We start from the raw sequence: 20,736 nt of genomic DNA, 5'->3' as shown, positions 1-20,736 counted from the left end.
TGCACAAATAACCGTTCTGGCTGAGCTTGTCGAAGCCCTGCCCTGTCTTCAGGGCTATCGGATAAAGAGAAAAGCAGCCCTTCGACAGGCTCAGGGCGAACGGACTAGGAGGAAACTCTACTCCGCCGCCTCGTCCAGCCCCTCGCCCAGCGGCGGCATGTTGTGGCCGAGCAGCACCAGAATATCCGCTGCGCACTCCACCACGTTGCTCCCGGGGCCATAGATGCCCTGCACCCCCGCCTCGCGCAGGTAGTCGTAGTCCTGCGGCGGGATCACGCCGCCTGCGGTGACCTTGATATCGCCCCGCCCAGCTTCACGCAGCAACCGGATCAGTTCGGGGATCAGGGTCTTGTGGCCCGCCGCGAGGCTCGACGCGCCGACCACATCGACGTCATGCTCCAGCGCCATTGCGACGGATTCCTCGGGCGTCTGGAACAGCGGGCCGGAGATCACCTCGAAACCCATGTCACCGAACGCGCTGGCGATCACGTTGGCGCCGCGATCGTGGCCGTCCTGGCCCATCTTGGCGACCATGATGCGGGGCGCACGGCCCAAGCGGCGGCCCACGGCTTCCACGCCGTCCAACACCTGCGCCCAGCGGCGGTCGAACTCGTAGGCGCTGGCATAGACCCCGCTGACCGGCGCAGGGGTCGCATCGTGTCGGCCGAAGACCTCTTCCATCGCGGCGGAAATCTCGCCCAGCGTCGCATCGTGGCGGGCAGCTTCCACCGCAAGCGCCAGCACGTTCTCGCCCGCAGCGCAGCCTGCCGTCAGCGCCGCCAGCGCCGCACGGCACGCCGCCTCGTCGCGGCCTGCGCGCACCTTGGCGAGGCGGGCAATCTGCCCCGTGCGCACCTTCTGGTTGTCGATATCCAGCGTATCCATCGGGTCTTCGCTGTCTTTGCGGTATTTGTTAACGCCGACGATCACCGTCTCGCCCTTGTCGATGCCGGTCTGCTTTTCCGCCGCCGCGCGCTCGATCGCAGCCTTGGGCGCGCCGGTGGCGACATAGGCGGTCATGCCGCCCGCCGAGTCCACCTCGGCCATCATCGCTTCGGCCTGCTCGACAAGCGTAGCCGTCAGCGCCTCGATGTAATGCGAGCCGCCGAGCGGATCGACGACGTTGCAGATCCCACTTTCCTCCTGCAGCACCAACTGGGTGTTGCGGGCGATACGGGCCGAGAAATCGGTCGGGAGCGCGATGGCTTCATCCAGCGCATTGGTGTGGAGCGACTGGGTGCCGCCCAGCACTGCCGCCATGGCTTCCACCGTAGTGCGGATCACGTTGTTGTAGGGGTCCTGCTCCTGCAAGCTCACGCCGCTGGTCTGGCAGTGGGTGCGCAGCATCTTGGAGCGTTCGTCCTTCGCCCCCAACCCGTCCATCACCTTGTACCACAGCGTGCGTGCGGCGCGCAGCTTGGCGATCTCCATGAAGAAGTTCATGCCGATGCCGAAGAAGAAGCTGAGGCGGCCCGCAAAGGCATCGATATCCAGCCCGGTTTCCATCGCGCGCTTGGCGTATTCCTTGCCATCGGCAATCGTGAACGCGAGTTCCTGCACCGCCGTCGCCCCGGCCTCGTGCATGTGATAGCCACTGATCGAAATCGAGTTGAATTTCGGCATGTTGGCGGAGGTATATGCGATGATGTCCGCGATGATCCGCATCGAAGGTTCGGGCGGGTAGATATAGGTGTTGCGGACCATGAACTCCTTGAGGATGTCGTTCTGGATCGTGCCCTCAAGCTTGTCCTGCGACACGCCCTGACGTTCGGCGGCGACGATGAAGAAGGCCAGCACCGGGATCACCGCGCCGTTCATCGTCATGGAAACGCTCATGGCATCAAGCGGGATCTGGTCGAACAGGATCTGCATATCCGCGACCGTATCGATCGCCACGCCCGCCTTGCCGACATCGCCGACGACGCGCGGGTGATCGGAATCGTAACCCCGGTGGGTGGCAAGGTCGAACGCGACTGACAGCCCTTTTTGCCCCATCGCCAGATTGCGGCGGTAGAAAGCGTTGGATTCCTCGGCGGTGGAGAAGCCTGCGTACTGCCGGATTGTCCACGGGCGGCCTGCATACATCGAGGCTTTCACCCCGCGTGTGAAGGGCGCGAAGCCGGGCAGGCCAGGATCGAAATCCGCGTGATCCTCTGCCGTATAGAGCGGCTTGACCGCGATACCTTCGGGCGTTTGCCAGGTGAGGTCGCGCCCCTTCACTTCCTTGTCGGCGAGGGCTTTCCAGTCGGCGGGGGTGGGTTTTTGGGTCATGTCTCGGCCTTTAACCGTTCGTGTCGAGCGAAGTCGAGACACCCTTGCAAGGTATCTCGACTGCGCGCTTCGCGCTCCGCTCGATACGAACGGAGGTGGTGGGGCGTTACGCCCCCTTGAACTCAGGCTTACGCTTCTGGAGGAACGACATTCCGCCCTCCATCGCGTCCGCGGTGCCGCCAGCAACCCGCTGGGCTTCAGCTTCGGCCAGCAGCACCATTTGCAGGTTGGTGTCGAGCGCGGTGGCAATGTTGCGCTTCATCTGGGCGTAGGCGATGGTCGGGCCGTTGGCCAGTTTGGTCGCCAGCGCGCGGGCTTCATCCATCAGCGCGGCGTCATCGACGCATTTGTAGATGAGGCCCCATTCCTCGGCCTGCCGCCCCGAAATCTTCTCGCCCAGCATCATCATCCGTGTGGCGCGGGCGCGGCCGATGGCGCGGGCGAGCAGCCAGGTCGATCCGCCATCGGGCACCAAGCCGATATTGACGAAGGCTTGCAGGAAATACGCAGAGCGTCCGGCAATGGTAAAATCGGCAGCCAAAGCCAGCGAACACCCCACCCCCGCCGCCGGGCCATTGACCGCGCAGATCACCGGCACCTGCGCGCGGATCAGCTGGCTGATCGCGGGGTTATAGTGATTGATCAGCGCCTCGTGGCTGCCGCCCTTGCCGCCCAGCGCAGAGCCGTCGCCGCGCGCGGACAGGTCAGCGCCCGAACAGAAGCCCTTGCCCTCGCCCGTGATCAGCACGGCGCGCGCATCGCGCAGATCATAGAACGCCTGCCCCAGCTCGTCCGCCATCTTGGGCGGCATCGCATTGAGCCGCTCCGGGCGGTTGAGGGTAATGGTCAGCAGCGGGCCGTCACGTTCGGCGCGGATGGTTTCGTAGGACATTTTCGTTTCTCTCCGTTCGGGCTGAGCTTGTCGAAGCCCTGCCCTTCAACTTTTCCGACGCACCCAAAAAAGTGCGGCCCTTCGACAAGCTCAGGGCGAGCGGTGTTCAACTAATTCGACCAGTGCGCGTCCTCGCGCGGGGTCTCCATGATTTCGGTAAGCATGCCGCCCATGTCCTTGGGATGGACGAAAAAGATAGGGGTGCCGTGCGCGCCGATCCGCGTGGGGCCGAGGATGCGCTTGCCCATCGCTTCGTAGGCGGTGCGGGCCTCCGCGATGTCGGGCACTTCAAAGCAAATGTGATGCTGCCCGCCGAGCGGGTTCTTGGCGAGGAAGCCCGCGAGGGTGGAGTTCTCCCCCAGCGGCTCGATCAGCTCGATCTGCGTGCCGTTCATCGCCCCATCCGCGCCGGGGGTGTCGACGAAGCAGACCTTCACGCCCTGCTCCTCAAGGTCGAACGGCGTGTGGATCTTGGTCGCGCCCATCACGTCGCGGTAGAACGCGATCGAGTCCGCGATGGAGGGCGTGGCGACCCCGATGTGGTTCAAGCGTCCGAGTTTCATTGTTCTTCCCTATCTCGCACAGTGCCCATTCCTCCGCCGCGCTTTCCGGGCGGCAGCATGTCGAGCACCAGCACCATCGTCTTGCCGTTGTCGCACAGCGCCACTTCCGCACTTCGTGCCGCCCCGGCCTGCGTGGTACGGCGATGATAGCCGTAAAACGCGCAGCCGGGATAACCGCTGTCCGGTTCAAACCCGGCAGCCAGAAGTTCGGCGACGACCGTGTCGCGCGAAGCAATGCCCCGATCAGCCAGAGCTTGCAGATGAGCTTTGGCCGCTTCTGCATCGCCGAGCACGACAGCCTCAAGCGGACTGCGCGGTGTCAGGTCCACCTCTTGGGCCAGTACGGCAGAGTGCAGCGCCAATGCCGGCAGGAATGCGCTAAAGCGGAATATTGTCATGCTTCTTCCAAGGGTTCTCCAACTGCTTCGTCCGCAGCTTCCTTAGCCCCAGCGCGATCCGCCGCCGGGTCGAGTGCGGGTGGATCACCTCGTCGATATAGCCGCGCTGCGCCGCCACGAAGGGGTTGGCGAAGCGGTCTTCGTATTCCCTGGTCTTCTCGGCGATCTTTTCGGGGTTGTCGCGGTCTTGCCGGAAGATGATCTCCACCGCGCCCTTGGCGCCCATCACCGCGATCTCGGCCGTGGGCCACGCGTAGTTCAAATCGCCGCGCAGGTGCTTCGATGCCATCACGTCATAGGCCCCGCCGTAAGCCTTGCGCGTGATGACGGTGATCTTGGGCACGGTCGCCTCGGCATAGGCGAACAGCAGCTTCGCGCCGTGCTTGATGATCCCGCCCAGTTCCTGGCTCGTGCCGGGGAGGAAGCCGGGAACGTCCACGAACGTCAGGATCGGGATTTCGAAAGCATCGCAGAACCGCACGAAGCGCGCGGCTTTCTTCGAGGAGTTGATGTCGAGGCACCCCGCCAGCACCATCGGCTGGTTCGCCACCACGCCCACGGTGCGGCCTTCCACGCGGCCGAAACCGCACAGGATATTGCCCGCATGCATCGGCTGAATCTCGAAGAAATCGCCTTCATCCAGCACCTTGGCGATGACTTCGTGCATGTCATAGGGCTGGTTGGCGTTATCGGGGATCAGCGTGTCGAGGCTCATGTCCAGCCTGTCCCACGCATCGCCGGTTGGCAAGACAGGGGCTTCCTCGCGGTTCGATAGCGGCAGGAAGTCCATGAACCGCCGCGTCGCCAGCAGCGCCTCGATGTCGTTTTCGTAGGCGAGATCGGCAACCGAGGTCTTGGTCGTGTGGGTGATCGCCCCGCCCAGTTCTTCCTGCGTCACGACTTCGTTGGTGACGGTCTTCACCACATCGGGGCCGGTCACGAACATGTAGCTGGAATCCTTCACCATGAAGATGAAGTCGGTCATCGCAGGCGAGTACACCGCCCCGCCCGCGCACGGCCCCATGATCAGGCTGATCTGCGGCACCACGCCGCTGGCCAGCACATTGCGCTGGAACACCTCGGCATAGCCGCCAAGGCTAGCGACGCCTTCCTGAATCCGCGCACCGCCCGAATCGTTCAACCCGATCACCGGCGCGCCGACCTTCATTGCGGTGTCCATCACCTTGCAGATTTTCTCGGCGTGGCGTTTCGACAGGCTGCCGCCGAACACGGTGAAATCCTGGCTGAACACATAGACCAAGCGCCCGTTGATGGTGCCGCTGCCGGTTACCACCCCGTCGCCGGGGATCTTCTGTGTCTCCATGCCGAAATCGACGCAGTCATGTTCGACATAGGTGTCCAGCTCTTCAAAGCTGCCTTCGTCGAGCAGCACATCGAGCCGCTCGCGCGCGGTCAGTTTGCCCTTGGCGTGCTGGGCTTCGATGCGCTTGGCGCCGCCGCCCATGCGGGCAGCTTCGCGGCGGCGTTCCATTTCGGCGATATTGGCGGACACGCGGGGGATCCTCTCTTGATAGCTTTGCCCGATGCGTTGCCTTAGCGCGTCCCAAGCGTCAACGTGGCAAAATTGGCGGGCAGGAGTGTGAGCGGAGCAATGCAGCGGGCAGATATGCTGGTGATCGGCGGCGGGATCGCGGGGCTATCGGTCGCCGCGCGACTGGCGGAGCATGGGCGGGTGGTGGTGCTGGAAGGCGAAACCGCACCCGGATACCACGCATCGGGCCGCAGCGTTGCTTTTGCCCATTACGGGCTGGGTAATGAACCGGTGCGGACGCTTACTGCGCTGAGCATGAACGCGCTTGCAGCGCATGGCGCGGTGCATCCGGCGCTACACATTGCTTCGGCAGAGCAGGTCGCGGAACTGGAGGCCTTGGAGGATGTCCACCGCCAGTTCGGCTGCGATTACACGCGCGTCGGCTCTGACGAAGCCTGCGCGCTCATGCCGGTGCTGCGCCCAGAAGCCTGCGCCGCCGCGCTGATCGACCACGGATCGCTGAAACTGGATACCAACGCAATGTTGCAGGCCCATGCGGCGGCCTTGCGAATGGCAGGGGGCGAACTGATCACCGGAGCGCAGGTCAACGCCATAGCCCGCGACGGGAGCAACTGGCGGGTCGAGGCTGCGGGCAAGGTCTATTCCGCCCCGCTGTTGGTCAACGCGGCAGGCGCATGGGCGGATGTCATTGCGCGCCTGGCAGGCGTCCAACCCATCGGGATCGAACCGCGCCGCCGCACCGTCATCAGCTTCGCCGCTTCAGAAGGCGAGGATGTGAGCCGCTGGCCCTTCACCAAGACCGTGGGCGAGGGCTTCTACCTGCTGCCGGAAGGGCGCGGCCAATTGCTCGCCTCGTCGATGGACCAGACCCCGTCGGAGCCCTGCGATGCGGCGGCAGAGGAACTGGACATTGCCATCGCCGCAGACCGGGTGGAACAGGCAACCACCCTCCCCATCCGCCGGATTGCGCATTCATGGGCAGGCCTGCGCAGCTTTGCGCCAGACGAAGTTCCGGTGATCGGCCATGCGGCGGATTTGCCGGGCTTTGTGTGGTGTGCAGGCCAAGGCGGCGCAGGGTTCCAGACTGCCCCTGCCCTGTCGCGCATCGCTGCGGCGGCCGCCCTTGGCCTGCCCTTCCCCGATGATTGCGCCGCCGCTGGGCTGGCGCCGGAGATGTTCTCCCCCGCCCGCCTCGGCGCCTAGATCAGAAACGCAAAGTCATTCGCCGGGCCAGTGCTGGCGAAATTGATTCCACAAGACGCAGTGTCCGCGTCATGCCGATATTGGCCTCGTCGCGCCGTTGCTCGATCGCGGCGACGATCTGACGCGCGCATTCATCCGCGGGCATTTTGTTCATCGGGTTGCCATCGTTCATCTGGGTATCGACCACCGGCGGCAATGCCTCGATCACGCGGATCGCAGTGCCTTTGAGCTGTTCGCGTAAGGCCAGAGTGTAGAACCGCAGCCCCGCCTTGGTGGCGCAATAGACCGGCTGGCGCGCCGCCGGAGCGACGGCGAGACCGCTGGTGACATTGACGATCGCGGCCTCAGGGCGGGCGCGCAATTGCGGGACGAGCGCGGTTATCAGCCGGATCGGCGCGGTCAGGTTGGCATAGATGCCTGCGTCAGCCGCTTGCGGATCAGGCGCACCTTTGCGGAAATCGTGATCGATCAGCTGCCCGGCATTGTTGATGAGAATATCGAGCCGGCGATCCCCCAGCGCGGCAACAAGAGCATCGACCCCTGCGGCGTTCGAAAGGTCGGCGGCCATCGCCTCGAACCCCTCGGCCTGCATCGCGCCCAGCCGTTCGGGATCGCGGCCCGTCAGGATGACATGTGCGCCCTTGGACTTGAGCTGGCGGGCGATTTCGCGTCCGATGCCCGCGGTGCCGCCGGTCAGCAGCACTGTCTTGCCTGAAACGTCCATCGCAAATCCCCCGTCCGGCGCTGTGCCGGCTATTTGAACAGCACCAGTTCTTCCGCCATCGTGGGGTGGATAGCAACGGTCGCGTCAAAATCGGCCTTGGTCAGGCCCGCCTTCACCGCAATCGCAGCCGCCTGCATGATTTCCGGCGCTTCCGGCCCGATCATGTGAATGCCCACTATCCGGTCATTCGCGGCATCGACGATCATCTTGTAAAGGCAGCGTTCGTTGCGGCCTGCCAGCACGTGTTTCATCGGGCGGAAATCGGCCTGATAGACCTTGATATTGCCCAGCGTGTTGCGCGCTTCGCCTTCGGTGAGGCCGACAGCGGCGATCGGCGGGTGGCTGAACACCGCACTGGGCACGCAGGAATGATCGACAGCGTATGGCTCGCCATCGCCGAACAGGCTGTCAGCAAAGGCCTGCCCTTCGCGGATGGCGACGGGGGTCAATTGCACCCGGTCGGTCACATCGCCAACGGCATAGATGTGATCGACATTGGTCTTGCTGAAAGCATCAACGATGATCTCGCCGCGCTGGCCAACCTCGACCCCGACCGTTTCCAGCCCCAGTCCTTCCACATTGGGCACGCGCCCGGTGGCCACCATGACAGCATCGAATTCGCGCGGCTCCTGCCCGGTCAGCTTGACCAGCAGCGTGCCATCATCCTGCTTTTCAACGGTTTCGAACTCGGCCTTGAAACAGAATTCGATCCCCTTGGTCAGCGAGATTTGCAGCAGCCGGTCGCGCACTGCCGTGTCATAGCCGCGCAGGATCGTGTCTGACCGGTTGGCGATCGTCACCTTGCAGCCGAATTCGTTGAAGATGCCCGCAAATTCATTGGCGATGTAGCCGCCACCTGCAATCAGGATGCGGCGCGGCAGGGTTTCGAGATGGAACGCCTCGTTCGAGGTGATAACATGTTCGTTGCCCGGAAAAACGGGCACATGCGGGCGCGCGCCGGTGGCGATCAGGATGGTTTTGGCGGTGATCACCTTGCCGCTGGCAAGCGTGATCTCGTGCGGCCCGCTGATTGCTGCGCGTTCGGCGATGATGTCGACGTCGTGGCTGCCCAGAGTCTGGCCATAGAGGCCTTCAAGCCGGGTCACGTCGTTCTGCACACTATCGCGCAAGGTGGCCCAATCGAAGCTCTTGCCTTCGATAGTCCAGCCGAACTGCTTTGCGTCTTCGAGGTCTTCGGCAAAATGCGCACCGTAGACGAGCATTTTCTTGGGCACGCAGCCGCGGATTACGCAGGTTCCGCCGACGCGGTATTCCTCGGCCACGGCCACCCTTGCGCCATGCGCTGCGGCGACCCGGCTGGCGCGCACGCCGCCCGATCCTGCGCCGATAGTGAAGAGGTCATAATCATATTCGTCGGCCATCGCGCAGCTCCTCCGGTCGGTTGAAGCGCGCTATGGCCGATGCAGCCGCGAATGCCAACCGCCGGACGCACCTTCCCGCGATGGAAAGGTTCGTCCGGCGGCAAGAAATTGTTACGCGGTGATATCAGACGCTTGCAGAGCGCGGACGGCCACCGCCGCCGCCGCCGGGACGACCACGGCCACGGCCACGATCACCGCCGCCCCCGCCCGAGGGACGGCCGCCGCTGCCGGGCTGACGCCGGTCGCCACCGCCGCCATTCCCGCCGGGACGGGCCGCACCCTGCGACTGCTGCGGCTTGCGATCACCTTGCGGACGCCGCTCGCCATCGGGGCGACGTTCGCCCTGCGGCTTGCGATCACCCTGAGCGCGCTGGCCCTGCGGACGCTGACCAACGGGGCGCGGCTGCACCCGCTTCATCGGTACGCGGGGTGCAGGCTTGGTCGGGCCTTCGCCTTCCACCACGGCGCGGAAGTTATCCGGCAGCGGCAGGCGATCGAGCTCTGCGCCGGTGACCTTGCGGATATCCTTCAGATATGCGCGTTCATCCTCGGCACAAAAGGCAATCGCCACCCCGTCCTTGCCCGCACGCGCGGTGCGGCCAATACGGTGGACGTATTGCTCTGGCACATTGGGCAGTTCGTAGTTGATCACGTGGCTGACGCCCGGAATATCGATCCCGCGCGCGGCCACATCGGTCGCGATCAGCACCGGCACGCGGCCCTTGCGGAATTCGTCAAGCGCACGCTGGCGCTGCGGCTGCGATTTGTTGCCGTGGATCGCGTTGCTTTCGATCCCGCCTTGCGCCAGCCGCTTCACCACCCGGTCCGCGCCGTGCTTGGTGCGGGTGAAGATCAAAACGCGTTCAACCGCGCCGGGCACTTCGTGACGGCCCTTGAGGATCATTTCGAGCAAGGACAGCTTTTCGTCCTGCTGCACCATGAACAAATATTGGTCGATCCGCTCTGCCGTGGTGCTTTGCGGGGTGACCGAGACCTGCACCGGGTTGTTGCAGAAGCCGCTGACCAGTTCCTTGATCGCCTTGGGCATGGTGGCGCTGAAGAACAGGGTCTGGCGATCCTTGGGTGCCAGTTCCTTGATCTTGCGCAGTGCATGGATGAACCCGAGGTCGAGCATCTGGTCGGCCTCGTCCAGCACCAGTACTTCGATGCCATTGAGGTTCAGTGCCTTCTGTTCGATCAGATCGAGCAGACGGCCCGGCGTGGCGACAAGAATATCGGTGCCGCGGTGCAGCTTGTTGCGATCCTTGCCCACCGATGTGCCGCCAACGATGCATTGCACCTTAAGGCCGGCCAGCGCGCCATAATCCTTGGCGCTATCGGCAATCTGCACCGCAAGTTCGCGGGTCGGCGCCAACACCAGCATGCGGCAGGATTTGAACGGGATCTGCTTGTCGGCTTCGCGCAGGCGATCAATGCTGGGCAGCATGAAAGCAGCGGTCTTGCCGGTGCCGGTCTGCGCGATGCCAAGCAGGTCGCGGCCCTTCAGAACCGGCGGGATCGCCTGTTCCTGGATCGGGGTCGGCGTGGAATAGCCCTTCATGTCGAGGGCCTGGAGAACGGGCTGCGACAGCCCGAGTTCAGCAAAAGTAGTCATGTAAAAAATGCTCGCAAATAGTCTGCGACGCGCGCTGGGCTGCCCGAACGCCAAGCGTTCACGGGCACGCCACGCGCGGCGCGGGGGTTGAAACCGCCCGCGTGAAATGGGAAGTCTGGAAAGGTAGAACCGAGGCGCGGCCGGGGCGGATGCTTTTAGATTTCCGCCGCTTCACGCATGGCTAGCGCGCTTCGATGCGGCGCAAATGGGCGCGATTGTCAGGAATGTCAACCTCGACCGCGCTGCTGAACACTTCAGCCCTGCCCGGGTGCCTATTCCTTTTCGCGCATTTCCATGAAGTTGAGCCGCCCTTCATAGCTGCCGTCCACCGCCGAACCTGTCGCGTCCAGCGCGGGTTCGAAGCTGTGATGCTTCATCAGCACGTCGCACAGTTTCACATTCACGTAGTTCATACGAAACCTGTCAACCAATTCGCATTCGGTCGGAGTGCCCGCGGCATCAACTTCGAGGGTGTAACCGATCTCGCCCCGCCACACGCGCAAGCGCGCAGATTCCTTGAGCAACTCACGCTCGCCCGTAAACTCGATCAGGCGTGCCGGTTTGACCATCGACCGCGCCGTGCCGCCATCTGCCAGAGCCGGAACGGGGGTGGCCGCGATGGCAGCAAGCATCGCAGGAAGAAACACTGATTTCATCGGAGAGCCCTGGTAAACAAACGGAACGGGACGCGGATGATCCACGTGCCTTGAACAATACGCATATGTCACAGGTGTGCAATTCGAACGCGACGGGCGGAGCAAATCGGCAGCTTCTGTCGCGTTCTTCGGTGCGCTCTTCCCGGTAATAACACGCTGGCGAAACCATCCTGCGTTCCCGCAGAACAAGCGGAATGCCGCTGCAACTTACGCCAATCCTGCCGCCGCCATCAGCGCCTGCGTGCTGGGATCGAAACTGCCCTCACCCGAATCGATCTGCTTGGCAATCGCCTTGCCCAGTTCCACCCCGAACTGGTCGAACGGGTTGATCCCCATCAGCACCGCATTGGCAAAGGTGCGCTGTTCATGGAACGCGATCAGGGCGCCCAGTGCCGCCGCATCGCAATCATCGACCAGGAAAGTGGTGGAGGGGCGATCGCCCGCATAGGCGCGGGCCGGGTCTTCAGAGCTCTTGCCCGCCATCAGCGCCGCGCCCTGTGCAAGGCAGTTCAGCAGCAGCGTGCGGTGGTGCGCAGGATCAAGCTGGTCTCCGGGTCCGATGCTGGCGATGAAATCGACCGGGATCAGGTGCGTGCCCTGATGCAGCAGCTGGAACACTGCGTGCTGCGCATCTGTACCCACCCCGCCCCATGTGACCGGCGCGGTCGGCCCTTCGACGGGAGTGCCATCAGCCTTCACGCTCTTGCCGTTCGATTCCATTTCCAGCTGCTGGAGGTAATCGGGCAGCAGCTTCAGCCGTTCGTCATAGGCGAACACCGCGCGGGTCTGGCAGCCCTTGATCCGGGTATAGAACTGGTCCGCAAAGGCGGCGATCAGCGGGGCGTTGGCGCGGCCTTCGGTTTGGCGGAAGTGATCATCCACCGCCTTGGCCCCTGCCAGCATGGCGCGGAATTCTTCCATCCCCACCGCCAGCGCTACCGGGAAACCAATCGACGAAAACAGCGAATAGCGCCCGCCGACGCTTTCAACAAAGGGCAGTACGCGGGTTTCGTCCACTCCCCATTCCACCGCCTTATCGGGCGCGGCGGTCAGCGCGATCACCCGCCCGCCGGGATCTTCCACCCCGTTATCCGCGAGCCATTTGAGCGCGCTGTTCGCATTGGTCAGCGTTTCGATGGTGGTGAAGGTCTTGGATGCGAGCGCAATCAGCGTGGTGGCCGGATCGCAGGCGGCAAACGCCTGTTCCAGCGCAAGGCCATCGATGTTCGAGACCACATGGACATCGACCAGCGCCAGATCGCGGGTCAGCGCGTCGATCGCCAGTGCCGGGCCCAGCGCCGATCCACCGATGCCGATGGCGATGCAGTGCCGCACTTCGCCCAGAGCGCCTTCATGGATGGCTTCGACCAGCATTCCCATGCGGGCGAGCAGCGCTTCGGCTTCCTCCACCTGGGCATCCGTGCCGCTACCGCGCAGCGCGCCGTGAGTGGCGGCGCGGCCTTCGGTGGGGTTCACGATCCCGCCGCCGAACAGCGCATCGCGCGCGGCGCCAAAGCCCTGCGCTTCGGCCAGCGCCTCGAACGCGGCCAGCGCCTCATTGCTGAGGTGGGTTTTGGAAAAGTCGATGATCATCCCGGCTTCGGCGCTGCTGCCCGGTTCGATCGGCCAGCTGATCCGCCGGGTCAACGCCTCAGGACGCGCCGGGTCATTGGCGAACAACTGCGCAAGGGTGGGCGTTGCCAGCGTGCGCAGCGTGGCCCACGCGGCCGCGGCATCGCTTGCCTGTCCATTGCCCGCTGTGCTCATCATCGTTCCCCTTTGCGCATGTCTGCCGAGCCGAGTAAGGGCATGAGAGATGGATGTTAAGACCCAATCTCCCGGCGATTTCGCGCCCGCTGCCAGCGCAGGCCCTTCGCAGACTGGCGAAAAACAGGGCAGTTTCATCTGGTTTGTGGTCAAAGTGCTGCTGGTGGTGCTGGCTTTTCGGGTATTCGTATTCTCGCCCTTTTCGATCCCTTCTGAAAGCATGTTGCCACGGTTGATGAACGGCGATTACCTGCTGGCAGCCAAGTGGCCTTACGGCTTTTCGCGCCATTCGCTCCCCTTCGATCTGCCGCTTCCCGGCGGGCGAATCTTCGCTGCGACACCTGAACGCGGCGATATCGTGATCTTCAAGCATCCGGTTGACGGGCGCGATTACATCAAGCGGGTGATCGGCCTGCCGGGCGACAATGTGAGCGTGATCGACGGGCAGTTGATGCTCAATGGCAAGATGGTGCCGCGCGCCCGCATCGCCGACGCGCTGATCGTGCAATCGGCCAACACCGGCTGCGAATGGGGCGGCGACCTGGAACAGGCCGCAGATGGCAGCGCCGTGTGCCGCTATGCCCGGTTCCGCGAAACTCTGCCGGGCGGCAAAAGCTACGATGTGCTCGATTTCGGGCTGACCCAGGGCGATGCCTATGCCCCGCAGACCGTACCTGCCGGAAGCCTGTTCGTGATGGGCGACAACCGTGACAATTCGCGCGACAGCCGCTTTGCGGCAGTGGCGGGCGACGCGGTGGGTCTGGTGCCGCAAGACCTGCTGGTGGGCCGCGCAGCGATTATCGTCTGGTCCACCAATGGCAGCGCCGAATGGATCAAGCCCTGGACATGGTTTTCCGCCGCGCGCTGGAACCGGATCGGAGACACATTGTGACCACCCTCGATCCTGCCGCCCGCGCATGGCTTGAAGCGCAAGGCTTTGTCATCGGCGATGAAACCCCGTGGCTGGAGGCGTTGACCCATGGCAGCTTCAACGGTTCGGGCGCAGAGGCTGCGGATTACCAGCGGCTTGAATTTCTGGGGGACAGGGTGCTGGGCCTGTCGGTTGCCAGCTGGCTGTTCCGCGCGGGCGATGCGCCCGAAGGCAAGCTGTCACAGCGCCTCAACGCTCTGGTCAGCGGCACCACCTGCGCCCGGATTGCGCGGGCCATCGGCCTTCCCGTCCATATCCGGCTGGGCAAACAGGCCCGCGATGATGGCGGGGCGGATAGCGACAAGATCCTTGGCGATGTGATGGAAGCGCTGATCGGCGCGTGCTTTATCCAGCACGGTTTCGATACCGCGCAGGCCATCATCTACCGCCTGTGGGCGCATGAACTGGAAGGCGATGTCGGCAAGGCTAAGCATCCCAAAAGCGCACTTCAGGAATGGGCCGCAGGCAACCGCCGCGCCGGGCCGGTTTACGAAGTGACCGACCGCAGCGGGCCGGATCACGCGGCACGCTTTACCGTGCAGGTCAGCGTCCGCAATGTCGGCAGCGCATCGGCCACCGCGACCAGCAAGGGCGAGGCCGAAAGGCTGGCCGCAAAGGCGTTTCTGGAGCAATTCGGCTGACACCCTGTTCCCGCAATGTTTCACGTGAAACATTTGCGCGCAAAGAGCGACCAAGGGTCTAACCGACACCTAAGGGGGGTCTAACCCGCACCTAACTGCCGCAAGCGCTGCGCCGGGCTTCGACAAATGCACGGCAAATGGATATGGGGCGGGCATGACACAAACACCCTCTTCACCTGACTCCACCTCCCCTGCCCTTACCCGCTGCGGGATGATCGCCGTGATCGGTGCGCCGAATGCCGGCAAATCGACTCTGGTGAACCAGCTTGTCGGCCAGAAGGTCGCGATCACATCGGCCAAGGCGCAGACCACCCGCGCCCGGATGCTGGGCATTGCGCTGCATGAACTGGCAGGCGCGCCGGTGCAGATGATTCTGGTCGACACCCCCGGCATCTTCGCGCCGCGCCGCAGGCTCGACCGCGCCATGGTCAGCGCCGCGTGGGAAGGCGCAGAGGCTGCCGACGCGGTGGTGCTGCTGGTCGATCCGATCAAGCAACGCCGCCACGAGCTGGAGCCCTTGCTGGAAGCGTTGGCCGGAAGACCCGAACGCAAGATCCTCGTCATTAACAAGGTCGATCGGTCGAAGAAGGAACCGATGCTGGCGCTGGCGCAGGATCTGGCCGGCAAAGTCGAATTTGCCGAAATCTACTTCGTTTCCGCGTTGACCGGTGACGGTGTGCCGGAACTGAAAGACGCGCTGGCGGGCATGATGCCGGAAGCCGAATGGATGTATCCCGAAGATCAGGTCTCCAACGTATCCGAACGCCTGCTCGCCACTGAAATCACCCGCGAGCAGCTCTACCAACAGCTCCACGAAGAACTGCCCTACGACAGCGCCGTGCGGCCCGAAAAATACGAAGTGCGGGCCGATGGCAGCATCGAAATCCACCAGCAGATCGTGGTCGCCCGCGAAACCCAGCGCGCCATCGTGCTGGGCAAGGGCGGATCACGGATCAAGCAGATCGGCGCGGCGGCGCGGGCGGAGTTGTCAGAGGTGCTGGGCGTGCCGGTGCACCTTTATCTCCACGTCAAGCAGCTCGAAAACTGGGCCGAAGACAAAGAAATTTTCGAGGAGATGGGGCTGGACTGGGTGCGTTAAGGGGTCTGCTTCAGGCAAATTCGCGCCAAAAGCCGGCATTCTGAAATCGACCCCGTTGCGGTAGTTCGATCACTGATTAATTTCGTTCGAAGGCTGCATTCTCGGCAATAATCGTCAGCAGGCCCCGCTTCGAGAACAGTGATTTCCTTGCGAAGTAGATCGACCACTTCCCATCGTCCAATCGGAGATCATTCACATGGCAATTGAGCACATCGCTCAAGTCGCCGTGGATGATTTGTGCCCCATCAAAGACCAACCACCCTCCGCATGGATTGCGATCGCACATTTCTGAGCTCAGCAAGTTGGGCCATTCGTCATCGATTTCAATTCTCAACTTCGACCCAGCCCAATGAGCGGAAACTGCAATAGCATCGTGCAAGGCAGCTCGATCTGCCAGCCAGTCCGACGTGATGGTCTCTAGTTGTGCCATAGCCATCTTATGGCCGATGATCGCTTAATGTCGTCTTTCCACCCAGTTTCGGCCATGAGCGGCCTTGCGGCGACATGCCGAAAGCAGACGTCGGTCTGCTCTCCTCGCAATAACAAACACTCCCGTCTTCCCGGGCATGACCCGGGATCCCGCTTTCTTTGTTTGTAGGCATAGAAAAAGGCAGCGGGGCCCCGGATCAAGTCCGGGGAGAATAGGAGGGAGGTTGGATTAGCTCACCCCCGCCCCAGCTTTTTCAAACCTGAAATATCGTCATCGCGAGGCCCGTAAAGCCGTGGCGATCCATGGACCGGGTTCCCGGCTTGTGAGGGCAGGTCATGGATTGCCGCGTCGCCTGCGGCTCCTCGCAATGACGAAACTTCGGCTTCCCAGCCAAAGCCAGAGCTTGGCGCGGCTTGGCTCCAGGAGAGCAATCAAAGCGCTTACCTCCCCTCGCCCATCGCGCAATTCCTATCGCCACGGAACATTCCCGACCAATCTCCGGTTGAGCCATTACAATTGTGGGAGATGTGCAGTGAACCTGATTATTCTTTTGATCGTCGGCGGCTTGATCGGCTGGGTTGCCAGCATTCTGGTAGGCGGCGGCGGCGGTATCCTGATGAATGTCGTCGTCGGGATCGTTGGCGCGCTGATTGCCGGTTTTCTGCTCAATCCGTATATCGGCGGCGGCAATATCATGAGCGGCGATCTCAGCCTGAGCGCGATTGCGGTCTCGCTGCTTGGATCGGTGCTGCTGCTGCTGGTGCTCAATCTGGTTCGTCGCCGCAGGGTGTGACCCGAGCGAAGGATCACCCCCGCCCCAGCTTCTCCAAAACTGAAAACTCGTCATCGCGAGGCCCGTAGGGCCGTGGCGATCCATGGACCGGGCTACCAAATTCGCCGGTCAGGCCATGGATTGCTTCGTCGCTGTGCTCCTCGCAATGACGAAGTGGCGCTATCAACCTCGCCCCAGCTTCTCCAGCTTGGCCTTCAACGCTGCCTCGTCGAACGGCTTGACGATGTAGTCATCCGCGCCCGCAGCAATGCCGTCGTGGATGTCCTTCGCCTCGCCGTTCGATGTGCAGAACACCACCACTGGCTCCTTGGGCGTGGGAATGCTGCGCAGTTTGGCGACGAATTCGATGCCGTCCATTTCAGGCATGTTCCAGTCGGTCAGCACCAGATCGGGCATGGACTTCTTGCAGCGGGCGAGCGCCTCTTCGCCGTTTTCGGCCTCGATCGGAACATAGCCGAGGCTGATCGCGATCTTGCTGGAAACCTTGCGGATTACGCGGCTGTCATCGACGATGAGGCAGGTTTTGGCAGCGGACGATGGTGCGGGACCACCAGCATAGCGTTCGCGCATCGCCTTGGCGGCAGCGACCACGGCATCGGTTTCCGTTGTGTCCGCAGCCGCCGGTTCAAAGCCGGCAGGTTTCACGGGAAAAGCCGGTTCCGGCAGGCGATCATCCGCTTGCGCCGGAACCTCGGCCACACGCGCGGCATCGGCGTATACCGCTTCCTGCGCGGCTTCGTTCTGCGCGAGCTTTTCGGCCAGCGTCTTGCCTTCCATGCCCGAACGGCGGTTGGGGCCGGAATTGCGCTTGATCAGGTTCTGCACGTCTATCGTCCCCCGTCCATCGTCGCAAAGCTGGCTTCGAAAGCCTTGGCGGCGAAATCATCCGAGTAGGGATCGGCCTCTTCCAGCGTGCCGGCGGCTTCGCCCGGCGTCATGCGGATGTGCAGATATGGCATCCAGACATCGCCGAATTCGGCTTTCTGGTACCAGACGTCGATCACGTCATAACTTGCCCACATGCCGTCGGGTGCGCGCAGGCGAATGCCTTCGCCGATGCGCGGCACCGCGGCGAAGCGGATGCGGTCCTGGCTCTGGTGGGTCTCGTTCTGGACTTCAATTTCTATCACGGTGCAGCCCCTGGTCTGGGATCACAGTGATAGGCAGCAATGCTTTATGATTTACGAACGCGCAGATGATGGGCGGGCCATTTTGCCCGCCCCTCGCCTCATTTGGCCGCAGGCGCCGCTTTTTTCTTTGCCGGAGCCTTCTTGGCTGCCGGTTTTTTTGCGGGCGCCTTCTTGGCTGCGGGCTTTTTGGCAGCCGCTTTCTTTGGCGCGGCTTTCTTCCGGCCTTTCTTGGCAGGCGGGCCCTTGGCAATGCGGGCATCGATCAGCGCGATGGCAGCATCGAGGGTGACGTCTTCGGGCTTCACGTCCTTGGGGATGGTCGCGTTGGTGGTGCCATCGGTGACATAGGGGCCATAACGGCCCGGCATCACCTTGATCTCGCCCGCCGTGGTGGGGTGCGCGCCCAGCGCGGCGATGGGTTCGGCAGCGGCGCGGGTGCCGGGGCCGCGATTGGCCGCCTGCGCCAACAGATCGACCGCGCGGTTCATGCCGACTTCGAACACCTCGCGGGTATTGGTCAGTTTGCCGTATTTGCCATCGTGGCGGAGATAGGGACCGTAGCGCCCGATATTGGCTTCGATCTCCTTGCCCGTATCGGGGTGCGCGCCGACGATGCGCGGCAGATCGAGCAGCTTCACTGCCCAATCGAGATCGAAATCGTCGAGATCCTTGGGAATGCTGGCGCGTTTGGCTTCCTTGCCATCACCCATCTGCACATAGGGGCCGAAACGGCCGGTCTTGCGGTGGATATCCTCGCCCGTTTCGGGGTGCTGGCCCATGATGCCATCATCTGCCCCATCCGCGCCATCGCCGCCCGGCTGGGCAAAGCGGCGAGTGAACTTGCATTCGGGGTAATTGGCGCAGGCGACGAACGCGCCGAACTTGCCGCCGCGAAGGCTCAGGCGGCCATTTTCGCGGCCTTCGCTGGCGCACAGCGGGCACGCACGCGGATCGGCCCCGTCCTCACGCGGCGGGAACAGGAAGTCGGAAAGGTATTCGTCCAGCGCCTCGGTCACTTCCGAAGGCAGCTTCTCCATCACCTCGTCGGCCTTGGGTTTGAAGTCCTTCCAGAACCGGGCGAGCAACAGCTTGTATTCCTCGCGCCCGTCCGAGACGACATCGAGTTCATCTTCCATTCCGGCGGTGAAATCATAGGCGACATAGGTGGGGAAGAAGCGTTCGAGGAAGGCGGTCAGCAACCGGCCGGATTCTTCCGCGAAGAAACGGTTCTTTTCCATGCGGACGTAAGAACGATCGCGCAGGGTCTGGATGGTCGAGGCATAGGTCGAAGGGCGCCCGATGCCGAGTTCCTCCAGCCGTTTCACCAGTGACGCTTCGGAAAAGCGCGGCGGCGGCTGGGTGAAATGCTGGGTGGCATCGACCGTGCGCTTGGCGGGCGCGTCCCCGGCTTTCATCACTGGCAGCAGGCTGCCGTCCTCATCGTCACTATCGTCGAAGCTTTCCTGATAGACCGCAAGGAAGCCGGGGAAACGCACCACCTGACCGGTGGCGCGCAACTCGTGCTGCCCGGTGGCATCGCGCAAGGTGACGGTGGTCCGCTCCAACTGCGCGGTTGCCATCTGGCTTGCCATGGCACGCTTGAAGATCAGATCATACAGCTTGCCCTCGTCACCCGCTCCAACACGGTCGCGAGTGAAATCGGTCGGGCGGATCGCTTCGTGCGCTTCCTGCGCGTTCTTGGCTTTTGTGCTGTAAAAGCGCGGCTTTTCCGGACGGTAATCTTCGGAAAAACGCTCCGCGATGGCATCGCGCGCGGCCATAATCGCGCTCATATCCATCTGCACGCCGTCAGTCCGCATGTAAGTGATTGCGCCCGCTTCATACAGGCTCTGCGCCAGTCGCATGGTGTGCTGCGCGGAGTAGCCGAGCTTGCGCGCAGCCTCCTGCTGAAGCGTCGATGTCGTGAACGGCGGGGCGGGGTTGCGCTTGACCGGCTTGGTCTCCACGCCTTCGACGGTGAAGCGCCCGGCCTCGACTGCCGCCTTGGCTTCCATGGCAATGCCTTGCGCACCGAGGCTCAGCTTCTCCAGCTTGTCGCCGCGGAACTTCACCAGCCTTGCATCGAATTCGGTGCCGTCGTGCATCATCCGCGCAACGACCGACCAGTATTCATCCGCGCGGAAGGCTTCGATCTCGCGCTCGCGCTCGACGATCAGGCGCAGCGCGACCGATTGCACGCGGCCTGCGCTTTTCGCGCCGGGCAGCTTGCGCCACAGCACCGGCGACAGGGTGAAGCCGAACAGATAATCCAGCGCGCGCCGCGCCAGATAGGCGTCGATCAGCGGTTGATCGAGTTCGCGGGGCTTGGCCATCGCTTCGGTTACGGCCTGCTTGGTAATCGCGTTGAAGGTGACGCGGTCGACCAGCGACGGCACGCTTTTGCGTTTCTTCAGCAGTTCCAGCACGTGCCAGCTGATCGCTTCGCCTTCGCGGTCAGGGTCAGTCGCCAGCACCAGACGGCTTGCGCCCTTGGCGGCATCGGCGATTTCCTTGAAGCGGCTTTGCTTGTCGCGGTAAAGTTCCCACTCCATCGCGAAGTCCGCATCAGGATCGACGCTGCCATCCTTGGGCGGCAGATCGCGGACGTGGCCGTAGGATGCGAGAACCTTGAAGTCCTTGCCGAGATATTTCTCGATAGTCTTCGCCTTGGCGGGCGATTCAACGATGACAAGCTGCATGATGCTTTCGGGGTGTCCCTTACGTGTGT

19 protein-coding genes are annotated in these 20,736 nt (G+C 63.1%); 5 read left to right on the top strand and 14 right to left on the bottom strand.

The features are described from left to right. Positions 1-117: 117 nt before the first annotated feature. From scpA to IP79_RS01980, 5 genes are all read right to left on the bottom strand, one after another. Positions 118-2,271, bottom strand: a complete 2,154-nt coding sequence (scpA, locus tag IP79_RS02000) for a methylmalonyl-CoA mutase (RefSeq protein ID WP_054117567.1) — start codon at positions 2,269-2,271, stop codon at positions 118-120. A 106-nt stretch (positions 2,272-2,377) separates the two neighbouring features. Then, positions 2,378-3,163, bottom strand: coding sequence for an enoyl-CoA hydratase-related protein (locus IP79_RS01995; protein ID WP_054117566.1), 786 nt, complete (start codon positions 3,161-3,163; stop codon positions 2,378-2,380). Positions 3,164-3,273: 110 nt separating this feature from the next. Continuing rightward, entirely contained in the window at positions 3,274-3,726 is a 453-nt protein-coding gene (gene mce, locus IP79_RS01990) for a methylmalonyl-CoA epimerase (RefSeq protein ID WP_054117565.1), read from the bottom strand. Then, positions 3,723-4,124 (bottom strand): hypothetical protein, encoded by a 402-nt coding sequence (locus IP79_RS01985; RefSeq protein ID WP_156318031.1) that lies wholly within the window; start codon positions 4,122-4,124, stop codon positions 3,723-3,725. Before IP79_RS01985 ends, mce begins: the two co-directional genes overlap by 4 nt. Then, a complete protein-coding gene (locus IP79_RS01980; RefSeq protein WP_054117563.1) occupies positions 4,105-5,637 on the bottom strand; it encodes an acyl-CoA carboxylase subunit beta in 1,533 nt (510 codons plus the stop codon). The genes IP79_RS01985 and IP79_RS01980 overlap by 20 nt, the downstream gene beginning before the upstream one ends. 99 nt (positions 5,638-5,736) lie before the next feature. Here IP79_RS01980 and IP79_RS01975 point away from each other — a divergent pair, with 99 nt between their 5' ends. After that, entirely contained in the window at positions 5,737-6,840 is a 1,104-nt protein-coding gene (locus tag IP79_RS01975) for an NAD(P)/FAD-dependent oxidoreductase (RefSeq protein ID WP_054117562.1), read from the top strand. Position 6,841: 1 nt separating this feature from the next. On the opposite strand, the gene IP79_RS01970 is transcribed toward IP79_RS01975, so the two are convergent. The 5 genes from IP79_RS01970 to pgi form a co-directional block, all read right to left on the bottom strand. Beyond that, entirely contained in the window at positions 6,842-7,564 is a 723-nt protein-coding gene (locus IP79_RS01970) for an SDR family oxidoreductase (RefSeq protein WP_054117561.1), read from the bottom strand. A 29-nt stretch (positions 7,565-7,593) separates the two neighbouring features. Next, positions 7,594-8,946, bottom strand: coding sequence for a glutathione-disulfide reductase (gene gor, locus IP79_RS01965; protein WP_054117560.1), 1,353 nt, complete (start codon positions 8,944-8,946; stop codon positions 7,594-7,596). A gap of 124 nt (positions 8,947-9,070) precedes the next feature. Then, positions 9,071-10,561 carry a DEAD/DEAH box helicase gene (locus IP79_RS01960; protein ID WP_054117559.1) on the bottom strand — a complete coding sequence of 497 codons (1,491 nt, stop codon included), beginning with the start codon at positions 10,559-10,561 and terminating at the stop codon, positions 9,071-9,073. A 272-nt stretch (positions 10,562-10,833) separates the two neighbouring features. Next, the gene (locus tag IP79_RS01955) at positions 10,834-11,217 is read right to left on the bottom strand and encodes a hypothetical protein (RefSeq protein ID WP_156318029.1); all 384 of its coding nucleotides are present in this window, start codon (positions 11,215-11,217) and stop codon (positions 10,834-10,836) included. A 207-nt stretch (positions 11,218-11,424) separates the two neighbouring features. Further along, complete coding sequence (gene pgi / locus IP79_RS01950; RefSeq protein WP_233994049.1) at positions 11,425-12,987, bottom strand: glucose-6-phosphate isomerase; 1,563 nt, start codon at positions 12,985-12,987, stop codon at positions 11,425-11,427. Between the two features lie 46 nt (positions 12,988-13,033). Here pgi and lepB point away from each other — a divergent pair, with 46 nt between their 5' ends. The 3 genes from lepB (at position 13,034) to era (ending at position 15,655) form a co-directional block, all read left to right on the top strand. Next, positions 13,034-13,876, top strand: coding sequence for a signal peptidase I (lepB, locus tag IP79_RS01945; protein WP_054117557.1), 843 nt, complete (start codon positions 13,034-13,036; stop codon positions 13,874-13,876). Next, entirely contained in the window at positions 13,831-14,556 is a 726-nt protein-coding gene (rnc, locus tag IP79_RS01940) for a ribonuclease III (protein ID WP_197273710.1), read from the top strand. Before lepB ends, rnc begins: the two co-directional genes overlap by 46 nt. A 154-nt stretch (positions 14,557-14,710) precedes the next feature. Beyond that, a complete protein-coding gene (gene era, locus IP79_RS01935) occupies positions 14,711-15,655 on the top strand; it encodes a GTPase Era (protein ID WP_054117555.1) in 945 nt (314 codons plus the stop codon). Between the two features lie 76 nt (positions 15,656-15,731). Here era and IP79_RS01930 read toward each other — a convergent pair whose 3' ends face one another. Next, positions 15,732-16,091 (bottom strand): hypothetical protein, encoded by a 360-nt coding sequence (locus tag IP79_RS01930; protein ID WP_156318025.1) that lies wholly within the window; start codon positions 16,089-16,091, stop codon positions 15,732-15,734. Positions 16,092-16,617: 526 nt separating this feature from the next. Here IP79_RS01930 and IP79_RS01925 point away from each other — a divergent pair. After that, complete coding sequence (locus IP79_RS01925; protein ID WP_054117553.1) at positions 16,618-16,878, top strand: GlsB/YeaQ/YmgE family stress response membrane protein; 261 nt, start codon at positions 16,618-16,620, stop codon at positions 16,876-16,878. 162 nt (positions 16,879-17,040) lie between these two features. Here the strand turns inward: IP79_RS01925 and IP79_RS15885 are convergent, their stop codons facing one another. The 3 genes from IP79_RS15885 to topA form a co-directional block, all read right to left on the bottom strand. Beyond that, on the bottom strand, positions 17,041-17,703 hold the full coding sequence (locus tag IP79_RS15885; RefSeq protein WP_324608161.1) for a response regulator: 663 nt from the start codon (positions 17,701-17,703) through the stop codon (positions 17,041-17,043). A 2-nt stretch (positions 17,704-17,705) separates the two neighbouring features. Further along, the gene (locus IP79_RS15615) at positions 17,706-18,008 is read right to left on the bottom strand and encodes a hypothetical protein (RefSeq protein ID WP_054117552.1); all 303 of its coding nucleotides are present in this window, start codon (positions 18,006-18,008) and stop codon (positions 17,706-17,708) included. Between the two features lie 98 nt (positions 18,009-18,106). Beyond that, on the bottom strand, positions 18,107-20,707 hold the full coding sequence (topA, locus tag IP79_RS01910) for a type I DNA topoisomerase (RefSeq protein ID WP_054117551.1): 2,601 nt from the start codon (positions 20,705-20,707) through the stop codon (positions 18,107-18,109). Positions 20,708-20,736: the final 29 nt, after the last annotated feature.

Origin of the sequence: Porphyrobacter sp. AAP60 (assembly GCF_001296025.1) — a bacterium.
In the GTDB taxonomy this organism is placed as follows: Bacteria; Pseudomonadota; Alphaproteobacteria; order Sphingomonadales; family Sphingomonadaceae; genus Erythrobacter.
Note: the sequence above shows the minus strand (reverse complement) of the source record. Positions and strands in the feature narration are given on the sequence as shown.

Excerpts from the sequence above, each read along its gene's own strand:
- scpA (WP_054117567.1), bottom strand. The coding sequence starts at position 2,271 with ATGACCCAAAAACCCACCCCCGCCGACTGGAAAGCCCTCGCCGACAAG.
- lepB (WP_054117557.1), top strand. The coding sequence starts at position 13,034 with ATGGATGTTAAGACCCAATCTCCCGGCGATTTCGCGCCCGCTGCCAGC.
- pgi (WP_233994049.1), bottom strand. The coding sequence starts at position 12,987 with ATGATGAGCACAGCGGGCAATGGACAGGCAAGCGATGCCGCGGCCGCG.
- IP79_RS01955 (WP_156318029.1), bottom strand. The coding sequence starts at position 11,217 with ATGAAATCAGTGTTTCTTCCTGCGATGCTTGCTGCCATCGCGGCCACC.
- IP79_RS01960 (WP_054117559.1), bottom strand. The coding sequence starts at position 10,561 with ATGACTACTTTTGCTGAACTCGGGCTGTCGCAGCCCGTTCTCCAGGCC.
- mce (WP_054117565.1), bottom strand. The coding sequence starts at position 3,726 with ATGAAACTCGGACGCTTGAACCACATCGGGGTCGCCACGCCCTCCATC.
- gor (WP_054117560.1), bottom strand. The coding sequence starts at position 8,946 with ATGGCCGACGAATATGATTATGACCTCTTCACTATCGGCGCAGGATCG.
- era (WP_054117555.1), top strand. The coding sequence starts at position 14,711 with ATGACACAAACACCCTCTTCACCTGACTCCACCTCCCCTGCCCTTACC.
- topA (WP_054117551.1), bottom strand. The coding sequence starts at position 20,707 with ATGCAGCTTGTCATCGTTGAATCGCCCGCCAAGGCGAAGACTATCGAG.
- IP79_RS01970 (WP_054117561.1), bottom strand. The coding sequence starts at position 7,564 with ATGGACGTTTCAGGCAAGACAGTGCTGCTGACCGGCGGCACCGCGGGC.
- IP79_RS01975 (WP_054117562.1), top strand. The coding sequence starts at position 5,737 with ATGCAGCGGGCAGATATGCTGGTGATCGGCGGCGGGATCGCGGGGCTA.
- IP79_RS01995 (WP_054117566.1), bottom strand. The coding sequence starts at position 3,163 with ATGTCCTACGAAACCATCCGCGCCGAACGTGACGGCCCGCTGCTGACC.
- IP79_RS01930 (WP_156318025.1), bottom strand. The coding sequence starts at position 16,091 with ATGGCTATGGCACAACTAGAGACCATCACGTCGGACTGGCTGGCAGAT.
- rnc (WP_197273710.1), top strand. The coding sequence starts at position 13,831 with ATGGTTTTCCGCCGCGCGCTGGAACCGGATCGGAGACACATTGTGACC.
- IP79_RS01985 (WP_156318031.1), bottom strand. The coding sequence starts at position 4,124 with ATGACAATATTCCGCTTTAGCGCATTCCTGCCGGCATTGGCGCTGCAC.